Source organism: Acinetobacter sp. WU_MDCI_Abxd143, assembly GCF_025514195.1.
Taxonomy (GTDB): Bacteria; Pseudomonadota; Gammaproteobacteria; order Pseudomonadales; family Moraxellaceae; genus Acinetobacter; species Acinetobacter pittii_H.
In genome coordinates this window covers 1-16,168 of sequence record NZ_JAHPTH010000012.1, presented here as the reverse complement: position 1 = coordinate 16,168, position 16,168 = coordinate 1, and the positions used below count along the sequence as shown (strand labels likewise).

General features: G+C 39.3%; 16 protein-coding genes and 4 tRNA genes. 19 read left to right on the top strand and 1 reads right to left on the bottom strand.

The annotated features are described in order from the left end of the window. Window positions 1-8 precede the first annotated feature (8 nt). The gene (gene argH / locus KTI79_RS16255) at window positions 9-1,442 is read right to left on the bottom strand and encodes an argininosuccinate lyase (RefSeq protein ID WP_032055606.1); all 1,434 of its coding nucleotides are present in this window, start codon (window positions 1,440-1,442) and stop codon (window positions 9-11) included. Between argH and KTI79_RS16250 the strand changes: the two genes are divergently transcribed. The 19 genes from KTI79_RS16250 to KTI79_RS16160 form a co-directional block, all read left to right on the top strand. After that, window positions 1,433-2,572, top strand: coding sequence for a sensor histidine kinase (locus KTI79_RS16250; RefSeq protein ID WP_032055605.1), 1,140 nt, complete (start codon window positions 1,433-1,435; stop codon window positions 2,570-2,572). The two genes, argH and KTI79_RS16250, sit on opposite strands and share 10 nt — an antisense overlap. 60 nt (window positions 2,573-2,632) lie before the next feature. Further along, window positions 2,633-3,373, top strand: coding sequence for a LytR/AlgR family response regulator transcription factor (locus KTI79_RS16245; RefSeq protein ID WP_032055602.1), 741 nt, complete (start codon window positions 2,633-2,635; stop codon window positions 3,371-3,373). 100 nt (window positions 3,374-3,473) lie between these two features. Then, entirely contained in the window at window positions 3,474-4,391 is a 918-nt protein-coding gene (gene hemC, locus KTI79_RS16240) for a hydroxymethylbilane synthase (RefSeq protein WP_032055600.1), read from the top strand. Between the two features lie 3 nt (window positions 4,392-4,394). Then, the gene (locus KTI79_RS16235) at window positions 4,395-5,162 is read left to right on the top strand and encodes a uroporphyrinogen-III synthase (RefSeq protein ID WP_032055599.1); all 768 of its coding nucleotides are present in this window, start codon (window positions 4,395-4,397) and stop codon (window positions 5,160-5,162) included. Window positions 5,163-5,170: 8 nt separating this feature from the next. After that, window positions 5,171-6,013, top strand: a complete 843-nt coding sequence (locus tag KTI79_RS16230) for a hypothetical protein (RefSeq protein ID WP_032055597.1) — start codon at window positions 5,171-5,173, stop codon at window positions 6,011-6,013. Between the two features lie 9 nt (window positions 6,014-6,022). Beyond that, window positions 6,023-7,216 carry a membrane protein gene (locus tag KTI79_RS16225; protein WP_032055595.1) on the top strand — a complete coding sequence of 398 codons (1,194 nt, stop codon included), beginning with the start codon at window positions 6,023-6,025 and terminating at the stop codon, window positions 7,214-7,216. A 7-nt stretch (window positions 7,217-7,223) separates the two neighbouring features. After that, window positions 7,224-7,664 (top strand): acyl-CoA thioesterase, encoded by a 441-nt coding sequence (locus KTI79_RS16220; protein ID WP_032055594.1) that lies wholly within the window; start codon window positions 7,224-7,226, stop codon window positions 7,662-7,664. Window positions 7,665-7,858: 194 nt separating this feature from the next. Beyond that, window positions 7,859-8,185, top strand: a complete 327-nt coding sequence (locus KTI79_RS16215) for an H-NS family nucleoid-associated regulatory protein (protein ID WP_000801427.1) — start codon at window positions 7,859-7,861, stop codon at window positions 8,183-8,185. Window positions 8,186-8,517: 332 nt separating this feature from the next. Further along, complete coding sequence (gene gspN / locus KTI79_RS16210; protein WP_032055592.1) at window positions 8,518-9,261, top strand: type II secretion system protein N; 744 nt, start codon at window positions 8,518-8,520, stop codon at window positions 9,259-9,261. Then, window positions 9,261-10,097, top strand: coding sequence for a type II secretion system protein N (locus KTI79_RS16205; protein ID WP_086375833.1), 837 nt, complete (start codon window positions 9,261-9,263; stop codon window positions 10,095-10,097). The genes gspN and KTI79_RS16205 overlap by 1 nt, the downstream gene beginning before the upstream one ends. A gap of 41 nt (window positions 10,098-10,138) precedes the next feature. Further along, window positions 10,139-12,415 (top strand): type II secretion system secretin GspD, encoded by a 2,277-nt coding sequence (gene gspD / locus KTI79_RS16200; RefSeq protein WP_032055589.1) that lies wholly within the window; start codon window positions 10,139-10,141, stop codon window positions 12,413-12,415. 40 nt (window positions 12,416-12,455) lie between these two features. Then, on the top strand, window positions 12,456-13,082 hold the full coding sequence (locus tag KTI79_RS16195; RefSeq protein ID WP_032055588.1) for an FHA domain-containing protein: 627 nt from the start codon (window positions 12,456-12,458) through the stop codon (window positions 13,080-13,082). A gap of 65 nt (window positions 13,083-13,147) precedes the next feature. Continuing rightward, window positions 13,148-13,816, top strand: coding sequence for a phosphoglycolate phosphatase (locus KTI79_RS16190; protein ID WP_032055587.1), 669 nt, complete (start codon window positions 13,148-13,150; stop codon window positions 13,814-13,816). Window positions 13,817-13,925: 109 nt separating this feature from the next. Beyond that, window positions 13,926-15,419, top strand: coding sequence for an anthranilate synthase component I (trpE, locus tag KTI79_RS16185; RefSeq protein WP_032055585.1), 1,494 nt, complete (start codon window positions 13,926-13,928; stop codon window positions 15,417-15,419). A 98-nt stretch (window positions 15,420-15,517) separates the two neighbouring features. Then, window positions 15,518-15,593: transfer RNA gene (locus tag KTI79_RS16180), tRNA-Thr, on the top strand. Between the two features lie 54 nt (window positions 15,594-15,647). Then, a tRNA-Tyr gene (locus KTI79_RS16175) sits at window positions 15,648-15,731 on the top strand. A gap of 37 nt (window positions 15,732-15,768) precedes the next feature. Then, window positions 15,769-15,844: transfer RNA gene (locus KTI79_RS16170), tRNA-Gly, on the top strand. 13 nt (window positions 15,845-15,857) lie between these two features. After that, window positions 15,858-15,932 (top strand) — tRNA-Thr (locus KTI79_RS16165). A 147-nt stretch (window positions 15,933-16,079) separates the two neighbouring features. Beyond that, a partial coding sequence (locus KTI79_RS16160) for a GTP-binding protein (RefSeq protein WP_072292276.1) occupies window positions 16,080-16,168 on the top strand: 89 nt, incomplete at its 3' end.

Below are 16,168 nucleotides of genomic sequence, written 5' to 3'. Positions count from 1 at the left end.
TTTTATCCTTAAGCGTATAACTGTTCTAAACGTGTATGGGCACGCGCAATTGCAGCTTCAACCTGTTTTGGAGAAGTTCCACCAATATGATCACGAGCATTTACAGAAGCTTCAAGTGTTAAAGCTTTATCAAACACATCCGCTGTAATTAAGTCAGAGAATTGTTGTAATTGCTCAAGTGTGAGTTCAGATAAATCTTTTTCTTCTGCAACACCTAATGCGACTGCTTTACCCACAATTTCATGTGCATCCCGGAAAGCAACACCTTTTTTCACTAAGTAGTCAGCAAGATCGGTTGCAGTTGAGAATCCACGAAGTGCAGCTTCACGCATGATTTCAATATTTGGAATCAATGCAGGAATCATATCTGCAAATGCCATCAGTGAACCACGAACCGTATCGATTGCATCAAATAATGGTTCTTTGTCTTCTTGGTTGTCTTTGTTATATGCTAATGGTTGACCTTTCATGAGCGTAAGTAAGCTAATTAAGTCACCAAATACACGGCCAGATTTACCACGAATAAGTTCTGGAACATCCGGGTTTTTCTTCTGTGGCATGATTGATGAGCCAGTACAGAAACGGTCAGGAATATTCACAAATTTGAACTGTGCAGAAGTCCAAAGAATGAGCTCCTCTGACATACGTGATAAATGCATCATGATCAGTGCTGCAGCTGCATTAAATTCGATGGCAAAGTCACGGTCAGATACAGCATCAAGAGAGTTTTCAGATACAGCTTCAAAACCTAAAAGTTCTGCTGTATAAGCACGGTCTATCGGATAAGTTGTACCAGCAAGAGCAGCTGAACCAAGTGGCATACGGTTAACACGTTTACGACAATCTTGAAGACGTTCGGTGTCACGCACTAACATTTCAAACCATGCTAACAAGTGATGACCAAAAGTCACAGGCTGAGCAGTTTGTAGGTGTGTAAAGCCTGGCATAATCGTATTTACATTTTTGGCAGCCAAGCCTAACAAGCCTTTTTGTAAACGTTCTAATAATTTTAAAATATCATCAATTTCGTCGCGTAGGTAAAGACGAATATCAGTAGCAACCTGATCGTTACGGCTACGGCCTGTGTGTAATTTTTTACCTGTAATGCCAATACGTTGAGTCAAACGTGATTCAATGTTCATGTGAACATCTTCAAGATCGATGCGCCACTCAAAGTTTCCAGCTTCAATTTCTGAGCGAATGGTGCTTAAACCTTCAATAATGTCATCGCGTTCTGCTTCTGTCAGTACGCCAACTTTCGCAAGCATGGTAGCATGCGCAATCGAACCAGCGATGTCTTGTTTATAAAAACGTTGGTCAAACTGAACAGAGGCGGTAAATTCGGCTACAAAAGCGTCTGTCGCTTCAGAAAAACGACCACCCCACATACCTGAGGTTTGGTCTGGGGTTACTGAATTAGGGGGATTTGAAGATGTGGTCATGGTGGCTCAGTAAAATAAAAAAGAGTATATCACTTGCCGAAGCTCAACAAACAAAGTTGTTTCCTACAGCATACCGAAATCAAAATTCTTCCTATTTTTTTACGAAAAATGGGCGTTGGCAACACTTATTCGAATTAATTATCGCAAGTAATGTTTTGGCACTGGGCTTGGCATTGGCTGAAGCGCAGTCTTGGCAAGCCTTGAGCGGGGGGAGACTTTTACAATATATCGTTTTTATTAACTGGGCAATCTTATCCTTTTTTGCTTTAGTTGAACGCTTTCAAGGTTTTTTTAGCAGCTTACGTCAAGAGTTTGCCTTAGCTATTGGCTTTGTCATGCTACAAGGTATTGTTGTTTTGACCACCTTAATGAGTAATTTTTTTCAGTTTGGTCTTTTTAATAAACATGCTTATCTAACACAGGGCTGGAGCATTTATTTTACTAATATACCTCTATATCTAAGCTATGGAATATTATTGGGAGCTTTCTGCTTACGCTATTTATATGTCAGAGAGCAGTGGCTGCATCAACAATATGCAGAATTAAATGCTCGTATTCAGGCCATGCAAGCGAGAATTCACCCTCACTTTTTATTTAATAGTCTAAATAATGTGGTGAGTTTAATTGCGATAGATCCAGATAAAGCAGAAAGTATGCTCATTAGCCTATCGCGTTTATTTCGAGCGAGTTTCCAAGAATTAAAGTTGGTGAGTCTGCATGAAGAAATTGAGCTCAGTAAACAATATTTAATGATTGAGCAGGTGCGTTTGGGGGAGCGTTTAAAAGTAGATTGGAAAATTGAGCTTTCACCTGTGCAATTAAAACAGGTCACTATTCCTTTATTGACATTACAGCCTTTGTTAGAGAATAGTATTTTTCATGGGGTAGAACCAATGATGGGTAAAGCAACCATAGGGGTATTGGTTGAAATATTGCAAAATCAAGTCAGTATAGTCATTACCAACCCATATACAGACGATACAATAAATTCACGGAAAGGGCATGGAATCGCCCTTGAAAATGTAAAACAACGCCTGAAAGCATATTATGGGAACACCGTTAGATTTCAGGTTTATAAAGGTGAAGCCTTATATACCACTATTATGAGCTATCAATATCAAACAAAATAATAAGTCAGTCAGAGTTAACCATAAAAAAATGGATCAAGTTAACGGTGACAAGGAGGATGAATGAAGGTGCTAATTTGTGATGACGAATCACTTGCAGTGGAACGATTGTCACGTTTAGTTTCAAAGATGGGACATGAAGTTGTATCAACGGCTCATCATGGACAGGAGGCCTTGGAACAGGCACGGCTTCATCAACCGGATGTAATTTTACTTGATATTCAAATGCCAGGTATGAATGGTCTTGTCTGTGCAGAACAGTTAAGCCAGTTCAATCCTCGACCTGCGATTGTATTTTGTACCGCCTACGATCAGCATGCATTGGAAGCTTTTAAATCTCAAGCTCAGGCATATCTTCTTAAACCGATTGATCCAGTTGAACTTGAGCAAGCTTTAAGTCAGTTAACCCAACTTACTCAAGCACAGCTCAATGCATTACCGAATTCTGAGCTTTTACAAGATTTAAAAACACAGCGTCATCAAATTGCCGCAAAAACCTATCGTGGTGTTGAACTGATTCCTGTTGAAAATATCTATTACTTTTTAGCAGATCAGAAATATGTCACTGTGAGACATAAAAATGGCAGTGTATTAATAGATGAAACATTAAAAGAGCTTGAAACCGAATTCGCAGATCAGTTCATTCGTATTCATCGAAATGCGTTGGTTGCAGTCGCATATTTAGATGGGTTGGAGCTGATTAGTTCAGGGCAATATCAGGTTAGATTACGCGGTCTTGATGAAAGACTTTCAGTGAGCCGTCGACATTTGTCTACGCTTAGAGAGCGAATTCATCAGCTCTAAATTTAAAAGAGTTATCTTGGACTTGCGAGATTTTACTTGCAATTTTAAGGGATCAAGTTAAGTTTAGGGTGTATTGTTTGACCAGCCCATGCTTGAATTTATGAAAACCTTGAAAATTGCTACACGACAAAGCCCACTTGCTCTTTGGCAGGCAGAACATATTCGTGCCCGTTTACAGGAGCTTCATCCTGATTTAACGGTGGAATTGGTTAAATTTGTCACGCAGGGCGATAAAATTTTAGATACGCCTTTAGCAAAAATTGGGGGCAAAGGGCTGTTTGTTAAAGAGTTAGAAGCAGCACTTTTAGATGGGCGTGCAGACTTAGCTGTACATTCAATGAAAGATGTACCAATGGCTTTGCCTGAAGGTTTAACCTTGGCAGTAATTTGTGAACGTGAAGATCCATTAGATGCTTTTGTTTCAAATCAATTTGAAAAATTTGCTGATTTACCGCAAGGTGCAAAAGTGGGCACATCAAGCTTGCGTCGTAAATCTCAGATTTTAAAACAACGCCCTGATTTGCAAATTATTGACTTGCGTGGAAATGTTGGTACACGTTTAGCGAAGCTAGATGAAGGTCAATACGATGCGATTATTTTAGCGAGTGCCGGTTTGAAGCGTTTAGGTTTGTCAGAACGTATCCGTCATTGTTTAACACCAGATATTAGTTTGCCTGCTGTGGGACAAGGTGCATTAGGTTTAGAGTGCCGTGCAGCTGACCAAGATGTATTGGCTTTAATTCAGCCACTTCTACACCCAGAGACAGATGTATGTGTACGTGCTGAACGTGCATTTAATGCCTATCTTGAAGGTGGTTGTCAGGTCCCAATTGCAGGTTATGCAACACTACAAAATGGAAAAATCCATATTGAAGGGCGTGTCGGAAGCCCTGATGGACAAACATTATTACGTGCTGAACTGACAGATGAAGCCAGCAATGCTCATCAATTGGGCGAAAACCTTGCTCGAAACTTACTTGATCAAGGTGCGGGCGAGCTATTAAAGGCCCTCTACTAAACCATGTTGTTTATTAATACTCGACCTGATTCTCGTGCAGCTGAATTAACAGATGCTTTGCAAAATGAAGGTTATCAGGTTGAGTCTTTACCTCTTTTAGAGCTCGTTGCTAAACCCTTTTCCGAACACTTACTTCAGCTTTACCAGCAATTAAGTAAAGCTCAAGCTATTGTTGTGGTCAGCCCAACTGCTGTTGAGGTGGGCATGAAGTATTTAGAAAAAAGCGGTCTAAAGCTCAGTGATTTAAAACATATACAGTGGATTACGGTAGGAAAGGCAACAGCCAATCGTTTAAATGAATATGGAATAGAAGCACATATTCCCGATGTTGAAACTTCTGAAGGGATGTTGAACCTACCTATTCTGCACAATATGCAACAGACGGGGAGTGTGGGTTTTTGGCGGGGAGAAGGTGGACGTCAATTTATGATGGAGACCTTGCAACAACAAGGAATTCAGATTTTAAATTTTGTTCTATATCATCGGCAGTGCCCAGAAGCTTCATATTCTACATTCAAACATCTGACACAGAATTCAAATTATAATTTAAATAAATGGCTCGTCTTAATTACCAGTGAAGCGAGCTGGAAGTATTGGTTAGAGCTTTGTTCAAAAAATAATGTACAACCTGATTGTGTATATCTAGTTTTAGGACCTCGTCTTTTTCAAATTGTTAAAGAGTATCGTGATCAGCAACCGGCTCATTTTCACATTATTCAACTTGAAAATTTATCGCCTTCGGGGATGATTCATCACATTCAGGCATTATAAGGATTCGTATGAGAAAACTTGTTTCTATCATCATTTTACTGGGCATGGCTTGGTTGGCTAAGCTCAGTTACGATATGTGGCAAATTTCTCGTACTGTTCCCGAGCTTAAACAAAGTCTGCTGCAATCCGAACAGCACTATGCCAATTTAAATGATCAATTGGTTGCTTTACAGCGACAGTTGCAGAATCAACCCGTAAGTACAGGGAATAAAACCAATTCAGTAGTTCAACCGGATGCTCCACCGACAGGTATTGCACCTACAGTTTTAATTAAACAAAAATTAGATTTAATTCAATTTGCGATTGACCAGCAGCAGTTGATTTATGCAGTTGATCAATTAAATCAGTTACAGCAATCGCTTGTGCACTATGAAATTGCCCCTGCATTACAACATAGCTTGAATCAATCACTTGAGCAGGATAAACAGGCAGTTCAACAATTCACTTTGGCTCAAAATCAACGTCATCAATTAATCGACGACTTATTGCAGAATATTGATAAAAATATTCAACAAGCCTTAGCTCAACCTAAACTTGAAATGGATCAATCCGAGACAGTGTCTTGGTGGAAAAAATGGTTCCGTATAGAAAAAGTAGAAACTCCTTCTATTAATTTAATGAATCGCAGTGTGGTGCTTAAAGAAGTGCAATTAAGATTGTTAATTGCCGAACAGGCTCTCAATCAAGGAAAAATGACTGAGTATCAAAATGAGTTGCAATCTGTGATGCAAAAACTAGATGAAATGCCTGATGCAACCAGTCAGCAGTTAAAAAAACGTATTGCTAAAGTGGCACATTTATCTGTGGTGCCAGTTCCTAAACTCTCTACACTTGGGCTAATTGGCTCATAAGGAGGATATATGAAACACCTCCTGTGGGTTTATTTCGTCATCAGCTTAATACTCTTTGCAGCCCTAGCTTTATTTAGTTATGGCTATGGAATGGGGTATGTCTATATTTACTGGCGACAATTGCAGTTGCAAACAAATGTCTGGGGGTTAACCCTTACTTTTGTGGTGATGAGCTTTATTGCTCAACTTATATGGCTGTGGGTTAAGCGTTATTCATCTCGTGAGCAAAGAAAAAGTGAAAACATCTTTCAGTTTAAAAACCTTCATCCTTATGAACAATTAGGTATTGTTTGGTTGTTAGAAGCGGCCGAAGATCAACGTGTATTTATTGAGCGTGTTTTTACTCAATCAGGGCTTTTAAAAAATATTATCGATGCCAAGTTTCTGGTTTTAAGTGGGGACTATCCAAAAGCATTGGCTGCTCTTGATCAATCACCACCGATGGCATTTGAATTGGCAGAGTTACAGCGAATTGAAATCTTTTTAGCCGAAAATGAAGCTGATCGTGCATTAACTCATCTCGAATTTTTATATCAACACCAGTTATCACCGTGGTTACAAGAAATAGAAACTGCTTACCAGCAAAGATTAACGGCTTTATGGGGGCAATTGGCGCTGCAACATCCATGGGTATATTTACGTTCCATGAAATATGGCTTATTAGATGCTGAGCACCGTGATTTATGGTTGCAACAACTTCTTCAGCAATTTGACCAAGCCTCTATTGATGACTTACATGCCTTACAGCAACGTTATTTAGATTTAGAGTCTGAGATTCAAACTCGACCTTATAGCAGTAAGTTGTTATGGCTAAAACTATTAGCACGTATGCCTGATATGAGCATGCAACATGCGGCTTTAACACTACACTTGTTAAAAGAGCAGTTTGACCCAGAAGTATTTTATCTATGGTTTCAGCAACAGTTGCTTAAACAAGTTCCAGACTATGCCGATGTTGAAGAAAAAATTATTCAGTTTGAAAATCAATATATGAATTTGCCTGTTTTAACCTTTGCAAAATGGCATGTCTATATGGCAACTGGACGTCAAGCAGAAGCTGAAACATTATTATCATTATATCCAGATAATATTTTAATGAGCTATTTACGTATTAAGTCTACGCTTAAAGAAGATGAAGTGTTAATCAAACAGTTAAATCTAATCTTTGAAAATGATGCAAATTTTTTAAAGTTTAAAATATGAGGTAAAAATGAAAGAACTGTCTGTCTACCCGATAATATATGAACAGAAAGTCGCATGGGGAGATATGGACGCTTTTGGTCATGTCAATAATGTACAATATTATCGATATATTGAAAGCTCACGTATTTTATATATGGAAGCAATAAATATATTAACCCCTCAAATATATCCTGTTGTAGCTTCAAGTCAGTGTAAATATTTAAGACCTGTTTTTTATCCCGATGTATTGAAAGTAGGAGTTCGTGTGGAAGAGATCCGTAATAGCGCATTCCGTATGGCTTATATATTGTGGAGTGAAACCCAACAACAAATCGTGGCGACGGCTGAGGCTGTTCTGGTATGTATGGATAAATTAACAGAACGAAAATGTGAAATACCTCAGGAGATAAAACAAAAAATTATTGAACTAGAAAAATCAGTAGGACATGACTTAATACATTTATCTTAAATAAATATTAATAAAATATATTTCATTTATAATTGATAATGTAATTAAAAGGTAATTTTTTTAGTTATTCTGATGAACACGGCTTTCAAACTATTGCTTATTGAATAGATTATAAATAATATTGGTCTTGATTTTATGTTTTTAAATTTTGTCTGTATTATTTTGAATTGTCTGTAAGACTGGAGTATTTATTAATGAAGCCGGATATCAGTGAATTATCTGTTGAAGAGTTAAAACGCTTACAAGAAGAAGCAGAAGCTTTAATTGCAAGTAAAAAAGATCAAGCAATCGAAGATGCTTATAATCAAATTATCGAGATTGCTGAAAATGTAGGTTTCAGTGTTGAACAACTTCTTGAGTTTGGTGCTCAAAAACGTAAGAAAACAACTCGTAAATCTGTTGAGCCTCGTTACCGCAATAAAAACAATGCTGAAGAGACTTGGACTGGTCGCGGTAAACAACCACGCTGGTTAGTTGCTGAAATTGAAAAAGGCGCAAAACTAGAAGATTTCTTAATCTAATCGTAGTGCCGATTTAAAAAGCCAAGCAAATTTGCTTGGCTTTTTTATTGATAAAAATATCTCAAAATTTTGCTATAAATATTATTTTAAAATGAGTGCTTAAATTCTTCTTTAAATGAATTGTTGAGATCAAATATACATTTAATTCATTGAGCGCTAAGTTTTCATGATTTTGTCATACGTTCAACTTATAGTCTCAATACCGAAGCCAAGCCCGATTGCTTGGTTTTTTTATATGAAGTGAATTGGCGATGTTGAAAAAGTATGCATAATGTCAGACTAGGGAGCTACTCTCAAAATAAGGACGATAATTTGCATGTTGGTAAGGCTGAATGAAGAAAAAGTCTAAGCAATGGAAGTGGTGGTTTTTTGCCCTCATTGCATTTCTAATTTTTATTATTTTACAGATCCCGGCGACGTGGCTTATTTCTAAATTTTCAAAGAATAATCAAACTCTACACAATGTAAGTGGAAATATCTGGCAAGGCCAAGCAGATTGGCGGCGTGGTAATTTAAGAGGCTCGATTCATTGGAAAACTAGACCTCTAGACCTGTTTTTATTAAGGTTTGCTGCTGATGTAGATATCCATAGTGGAAATACCCAGTTATCTGGGGTAATGGGCTATGGTGTGGGGAAAAAAGTAATTGTAAAGAATATGAATGGTCAGGTTGCACCTGAAACATTAAAACAAATTGTGAATTGGCAATGGCCTGCGAACAGCATTCAACTGAAAGATATTGAATTTAATTATAAGAAAGAGCAGGGGTTCGCAGCAGTTGATGGTCAATTACATTGGGGTGGTGGTGCTTTAATTTATAATATCGGTGATCGTCAAGACCGTATGAATATGCCTTCTTTAAATGGGCAATTAACGGATCAGAATGGACAGTTGCAAGTTGATATACGCGATCAACGCAGTCAGAAAATGGCGAATCTTTTGTTAGATGCCAATATGATGCTTGATGTACAACTCACGCAAAGATTATTACTTAATATCCCATCTTACGATGGAAAAGCTGGTTTAGATACGTTTGTCATTAGTTCTCGTCAACCCTTAATACAAGGGGGTAACTAATGAAAGTATGGATTGAAAAATTACAGCAACTACAGTGGCAAAAATTAGATCGTTTAAGTGTGGTTGTATTTGCCTTTTTGGTTTTATGGTTGTGTTGGAAATTAGCTTCATTATTTTGGTGGGTAGTTGCCCCTCCTCAAATGATGCAGTTTGATCGGGTCGAGTTGGGATCACAGCAACCGCAAATTCCTAACATTAGTACTTTTTCGCTTTTTAATGAACCTTCAGCCAATGCAGCTCAGGAAAATGTCAACCTAGAATTACAAGGTGTGATGCTGGGGTATCCGAACCGTTTTTCTTCGGCTGTTATTAAGCTAGACAATATTGCCGACCGATATCGAGTGGGAGAAACAATAGGTTCTACCTCTTATCAGTTGGCAGAAGTTTATTGGGATCATGTGATATTGCGTCAAGGTAATGGAAGTACTCGTGAACTCCAGTTTAAAGGTTTGCCAAATGGTTTGTATCAGCCTATGACACCAGATGCCTCACAGCCAACTGCTACTGCGCCTCAATCATCGGCACCTGTTAATACGGCTCAAGAGGCATTAGGGCAGGCTATTCAGCAAATGCAAGGCAACCGTGAACAATATCTACGTGACATGGGTGTTAGTGGTAACTCTGGTGAGGGTTTTGAAGTTACAGAACGTACACCCACTGCGCTTCGAAATAAGTTAGGTTTAAGGCCGGGTGATCGGATTGTTTCTTTAAACGGTCAAACGGTTGGGCAGGGACAAACGGATGTGCAGTTACTTGAACAGGCTCGTCGAGCTGGGCAAGTGAAAATAGAAATAAAACGTGGTGATCAAGTGATGACCATACAACAAAATTTTTAGTGATAACACGTCACCATAAGAGTTAGGAATTATCGCAAGTTATGGCTTTATTGAATCATCAACGTCCACTTTGGGCATTACTTGCAGCAGCCCCATTGATTGCGACAGTGAGCAGCAGCGTCTATGCCCAAACATGGAAGATCAATTTACGTGATGCTGACTTAACTGCTTTTATTAATGAAGTGGCAGACATTACGGGTAAAAACTTTGCAGTAGATCCACGAGTGCGTGGCAACGTCACAGTAATATCGAATAAACCCCTCAATAAAAATGAAGTTTATGATCTGTTTCTTGGAGTCTTAAACGTAAATGGAGTGGTAGCAATTCCTTCGGGTAACACCATTAAACTGGTTCCGGATAGCAATGTTAAAAATTCGGGAATTCCTTACGATTCGCGAAATAAATTGCGTGGTGATCAGATTGTTACCCGAGTCATTTGGCTTGAAAATACCAATCCTAATGATTTAATTCCCGCACTTCGTCCATTAATGCCGCAATTTGCACATATGGCTGCGATTGCAGGGACTAATGCACTGATTGTTTCGGACCGTGCGGCAAATATTTATCAACTTGAAAATATTATTCGTAATTTAGATGGTACTGGCCAGAATGATATTGAGGCAATAGGCCTCCAATCGAGCCAAGCTGAAGAAATCATTACTCAACTGGAGGCAATGAGTGCTACGGGAGCATCTAAAGATTTTAATGGTGCACGTATCCGTATTATTGCAGACAACCGTACCAATCGTATTTTAGTTAAGGGTGATCCTGAAACGCGTAAGCGCATTCGCCATATGATTGAAATGCTGGATGTGCCTTCGGCAGATCGATTAGGTGGTTTAAAAGTTTTTCGCTTGAAATATGCAAGTGCAAAAAATTTATCTGAGATTTTACAAGGTCTTGTGACGGGGCAAGCTGTTTCTTCATCAAATAGTAATAACAGTTCTTCTAATACATCGAATCCGATCAATAATTTGATGGGTAATAACCAGAATTCCAGTTCAAATACCTCTGGTTCAAATGGTAGCTCAATTTCTACGCCATCTATTAATTTAAATGGTAATTCAAATAATAGTAATCAAAACAGTATCTCTAGCTTTAGCCAAAATGGTGTGAGTATTATTGCGGATAATGCGCAAAACTCGTTAGTGGTTAAGGCAGACCCTCAATTAATGCGTGAAATTGAATCTGCTATTCAGCAGCTCGATGTTCGCCGTCAGCAAGTCCTTATTGAAGCTGCAATTATTGAAGTGTCAGGAGATGATGCAGATCAACTTGGCATTCAGTGGGCGCTAGGTGACTTATCTAGTGGGATTGGTTTACTTAGCTTTAGTAATGTAGGTGCTAGTCTATCTTCTATTGCCGCTGGCTATTTATCAGGTGGTTCAGCTGGGGCTGCATCCGCTATCGCTGGGGGTGCTAATAAAGGTAATGGGGCAACTTTGGCGCTGGGTAATTTTGAGAATTCCCGTAAGGCTTATGGTGCATTAATTCAAGCGCTTAAAACGAATACCAAATCAAATTTGCTTTCGACACCATCTATTGTGACTATGGATAATGAAGAGGCATATATTGTTGTCGGTCAGAACGTTCCCTTTGTAACAGGATCTGTTACTACCAATAGTACTGGGATCAATCCATATACAACTGTTGAGCGAAAAGATGTTGGTGTGACATTAAAAGTTATTCCACATATCGGTGAAGGCGGTACAGTTCGTCTGGAAGTAGAACAAGAAGTCTCTGCTGTTCAAGACAGTCGTGGGCAAGCAGCTGACTTGGTGACAAGTAAACGTGCCATTAAAACTGCTGTTTTGGCTGAGCATGGACAGACAGTAGTGCTTGGTGGTTTGGTGTCGGATGACACGTCACTTTCAAGACAAGGTATACCTGGATTAAGTAGTATCCCGTATGTTGGGCGATTGTTCCGCTCAGATAATAGAAGTAATGTAAAACGTAACCTTCTTGTTTTTATCCACCCTACGATTGTAGGCGATGCAAATGATGTGCGCCGTTTGTCTCAGCAGCGCTATAGTCAACTTTATAGTTTGCAATTGGCAATGGATAAAAATGGTAATTTTGCAAAACTGCCTGAACAGGTTGATGATGTCTACAATCAAAAGATGACACCACCTAGTATTGCCTCTCAGCCAAAAAACTATCAACAGGTTCCGTCGGGTGGAAAAACCTCGACGATAACTACACCTGTAGCCGTAGAGCCAGCAGTGCAAAAGCAAACTTTACAGTTACCTGATCCTGAAGTTAATCGTACTAAAAATACAGTAACAACAACGACACTGCGCCCAAGCACAGCACAGTAGTAGCATGTTATGATTGATAAAAAATGAATAGGACATACGCATGACTTGGAAACTACAAGCAATTACTGGTGAAATTACTGGCCAAGAAATTAATGTTGATCGTGATAGGTTGGTAGGGCGTCATCAAGATGCCGATGTATTGTTGCAAGCTGCTGAAATTTCACGTCGCCATGCTGCATTGCTTCTAAAAGATCAAGCGCTATGGGTGCAAGACCTTAATTCATCAAATGGCACATTTGTAAACGATATTCGTATTGAGCAAGAAAAGCAGCTACATGATGGTGATATTGTTCAGTTCGCTAGTTTTAAATTTTCTGTACTAGCGCCTGCACAGAAAATCACGGAATTACCTGAAATTGAAGCCGAGCCTGTACATACAACATCATCCCCAGATTTAAGCGATCAAGGAATGCCGAGCCTTGCAGAGCGCGCTGCAGAAGTCGAAGTTCGTCGCGATGGTATGCCGCAGAATATTTCTATTCCAAAACCTGCACCTATTCCAGAAGGTGTGGATATCAATGCACAACAGCAAACGCCTATTGTTTTTGATGAGCCAGTTTCTCGTGTTGCAGAAGAAAAAGAGCAACAGAAGAATGCCTCGATTGGTTTAATCACTATTATTATTTTAGTAATCTTAGCTGTATTAGCATGGTTATTCTTTAAATAATCCTTTGCTGCTTTTACAATCAAGGCATGCTAAAAGCATGCCTTTTTAATTTTGAGAAGAACAAGATGTCTGTTGCACAACTAAATAAGCGCGATTTAATTTTATTTGATTTGGATGGAACACTAGTTGATTCTGCTGCTGATTTATATAGATCAATGAATTTAAGCTTGCAAGAATTAGGCTGGCCTTTAATAACAGAAGCCCAGATACGAGAATGGGTCGGTAAGGGAGTATCTAAACTTTGTGAAAGTGTTCTGTTTCATATTTTTGGGAAATTAGATGCTGAACAGCATAAAATTCTACTGCAGAAATTTGTTGATATTTACAGTGCCGAGCTTTGTGTGAATACTCAAATTTACCCTGGGGTAACTGAGTTTTTAAAACATTGTAAAACTTTAAATATACAAATGGCATGCGTTACCAATAAGCCTGTACAACTTGCCCAAGGGTTACTTGATGCTTTGGAGCTCTCTCCATATTTCCAAGTCGTACTGGGTGGGGATAGCTTGCCTGAGAGAAAACCTCATCCATTGCCATTATTGCACTGCATGCAAAGTCTAAAAATATCTGCTTCACAATCATTAATGATTGGTGATTCAAGTAATGATATTGAGGCTGCGCGTCGCGCGGGAATTGATTGTATTGTGGTTAGCTATGGCTATAATCATGGAGAAAATATCTATGATTGCCAACCTCAGCAAGTTGTTGATAGTTTGGCTGAGTTAATTATCTAATGAATGAAATGGAGATCAGCATGAATAAGCGTATGGTTTTTCGATGGCGTGTCTAAATCGAATCTAGAAAAACACCCTTTTAAATCGAAACCATATTAGAGAAGAATTCATGACTACATTAGCGCAATTTGAACAACTTAAGGCTTCAGGCTACAACACGATTCCAGTCTATCGCCAACGCTTAGCAGACACAGAAACTCCTTTATCTGTTTTTGCTCGTTTTAAAGACCAGACACAGGCTTATTTATTTGAGTCCGTCGAAGGCGGCGAAAATTGGGCCCGCTATTCTATGATTGGTTTAGGCGAGTCGACGGTGTTCTCATGTAATGCTGGTATTCTATCTATACAGCACGCTGATGGCTCAATCACACAACAAGATTGCCAAGATCCATTTCAATATATTCGTGAATTCCAGAAGCAGTTTAAAGTGCCTTCTGTTGAACAGTTGCCAAACTTACCGAGCTTTACGGGTGGATTAGTAGGGTATTTGGGCTATGATGCGGTTCGCTACATAGAACCACGTTTAAAAAATGTCCCTGCGGCTGATCCAATTACATTGCCAGATTTATGGTTAATGCTATCAAAGACGGTTATTGTGTTTGACAACCTTAAAGATACTTTATTCTTAATTGTTCATGCTGACACTACCAAGCCAAATGCCTATGAAGATGCTCAACAAAAGTTAGATCAATTAGAGCAATTGTTGGCTACACCAGTAAGTTTGCAAGCTAAGCCACATACACCTCCACATTTTGAATCAATTACCGGCAAAGAAAAATTCCTTGAGACCATAGAAAAGGTTAAAGAATACATCCGTGCGGGAGATGTGATGCAGGTTGTTCCGGGCCAGCGTATGGTTTCTGATTTTGATGGTGAAGCTCTACAGGTCTATCGTGCTTTGCGTCATTTAAATCCTTCGCCTTATTTATTTTTGGTGCAAGGACAAACCATTACAGATAAAAAGCCATTTCATATTGTAGGGTCATCACCAGAAATTCTTTCTCGCCTCGAAAATGGTATTGCGACAGTACGTCCGCTTGCAGGTACTAGACCTCGTGGAAAAACTAAAGAAGAAGATATTGCTTTAGAAAAAGACTTACTTTCTGATGAAAAAGAGATCGCAGAGCATTTAATGTTGATTGATCTTGGTCGAAATGATGTTGGGCGAGTTTCCAAAATTGGGAAGGTTCAAGTGACTGATCAAATGGTAATTGAGCGCTATTCGCATGTCATGCATATTGTTTCAAATGTACAAGGCGAAGTTCGCGATGATATCGATGCGCTAGATGTATTTAAGGCGACTTTCCCTGCAGGTACTTTATCGGGTGCACCAAAAATTCGTGCAATGGAAATTATTGATGAAGTTGAGCCTGTAAAAAGAGGTGTCTTTGGTGGGGCTGTAGGATATTTAGGGTGGCATGGTGAAATGGATATGTCGATTGCAATCCGTACTTGTGTTATTCGAGATAAAAAAGTGTATGTGCAGGCTGGAGCGGGCTTGGTTGCGGACTCAAATCCTGAATCTGAATGGAATGAAACGCAAATAAAAGCTCGCGCAGTGATCAAAGCGGTTGAATTATCATCAAACGGATTGATTTTATGAGTTTTTAGCGGTTTTTTTTAAAAAACCGCTTGCATCGTTTGGAAGTTTTGCTAAACTGCACACCGTTCCGATACGAAACGTACGAAACACTAAGAAGAGCCGGCATAGCTCAGTTGGTAGAGCAACTGACTTGTAATCAGTAGGTCCACAGTTCGAATCCGTGTGCCGGCACCATCTTAAAGGTGTGTAGTTGTGAAGTAAAGAACAACACTGAAATAAGTGTGATATGGTGAGATTCCCGAGCGGTCAAAGGGGGCGGACTGTAACTCCGCTACGAAAGTTTCGAAGGTTCGAATCCTTCTCTCACCACCATTAACTTCGATTGAAGTGGTATATATACCAACACAGTGCGGGAGTAGCTCAGTTGGTAGAGCGGCAGCCTTCCAAGCTGCATGTCGCGAGTTCGATCCTCGTCTCCCGCTCCATCGAAGGATAATCGCTCTTATAGCTCAGTGGTAGAGCACTCCCTTGGTAAGGGAGAGGTCTCGAGTTCAAATCTCGATAAGAGCTCCAGATACAGTTTAGTAGATTATCTACAAAGATTTAAAAAGCAGGCTTATTAGTCTGCTTTTCAAGTATTGGGTGTTTGATTTTTTTGGCGATATGTCGATGCTGGGTTTTTGCTCAGAATTGTGTTCGACGTAAACGAGGACTATAAACATGGCTAAGGCTAAGTTTGAACGTAATAAGCCACACGTAAACGTGGGCACAATCGGTCACGTTGACCATGGTAAAACAACTTTAACTGC

Coding starts and splice junctions, on each gene's coding strand:
- KTI79_RS16250 (WP_032055605.1), top strand. CDS start 1,433: ATGTGGTCATGGTGGCTCAGTAAAATAAAAAAGAGTATATCACTTGCC.
- argH (WP_032055606.1), bottom strand. CDS start 1,442: ATGACCACATCTTCAAATCCCCCTAATTCAGTAACCCCAGACCAAACC.
- KTI79_RS16245 (WP_032055602.1), top strand. CDS start 2,633: ATGAAGGTGCTAATTTGTGATGACGAATCACTTGCAGTGGAACGATTG.
- hemC (WP_032055600.1), top strand. CDS start 3,474: ATGAAAACCTTGAAAATTGCTACACGACAAAGCCCACTTGCTCTTTGG.
- KTI79_RS16235 (WP_032055599.1), top strand. CDS start 4,395: ATGTTGTTTATTAATACTCGACCTGATTCTCGTGCAGCTGAATTAACA.
- KTI79_RS16230 (WP_032055597.1), top strand. CDS start 5,171: ATGAGAAAACTTGTTTCTATCATCATTTTACTGGGCATGGCTTGGTTG.
- KTI79_RS16225 (WP_032055595.1), top strand. CDS start 6,023: ATGAAACACCTCCTGTGGGTTTATTTCGTCATCAGCTTAATACTCTTT.
- KTI79_RS16220 (WP_032055594.1), top strand. CDS start 7,224: ATGAAAGAACTGTCTGTCTACCCGATAATATATGAACAGAAAGTCGCA.
- KTI79_RS16215 (WP_000801427.1), top strand. CDS start 7,859: ATGAAGCCGGATATCAGTGAATTATCTGTTGAAGAGTTAAAACGCTTA.
- gspN (WP_032055592.1), top strand. CDS start 8,518: ATGAAGAAAAAGTCTAAGCAATGGAAGTGGTGGTTTTTTGCCCTCATT.
- KTI79_RS16205 (WP_086375833.1), top strand. CDS start 9,261: ATGAAAGTATGGATTGAAAAATTACAGCAACTACAGTGGCAAAAATTA.
- gspD (WP_032055589.1), top strand. CDS start 10,139: ATGGCTTTATTGAATCATCAACGTCCACTTTGGGCATTACTTGCAGCA.
- KTI79_RS16195 (WP_032055588.1), top strand. CDS start 12,456: ATGACTTGGAAACTACAAGCAATTACTGGTGAAATTACTGGCCAAGAA.
- KTI79_RS16190 (WP_032055587.1), top strand. CDS start 13,148: ATGTCTGTTGCACAACTAAATAAGCGCGATTTAATTTTATTTGATTTG.
- trpE (WP_032055585.1), top strand. CDS start 13,926: ATGACTACATTAGCGCAATTTGAACAACTTAAGGCTTCAGGCTACAAC.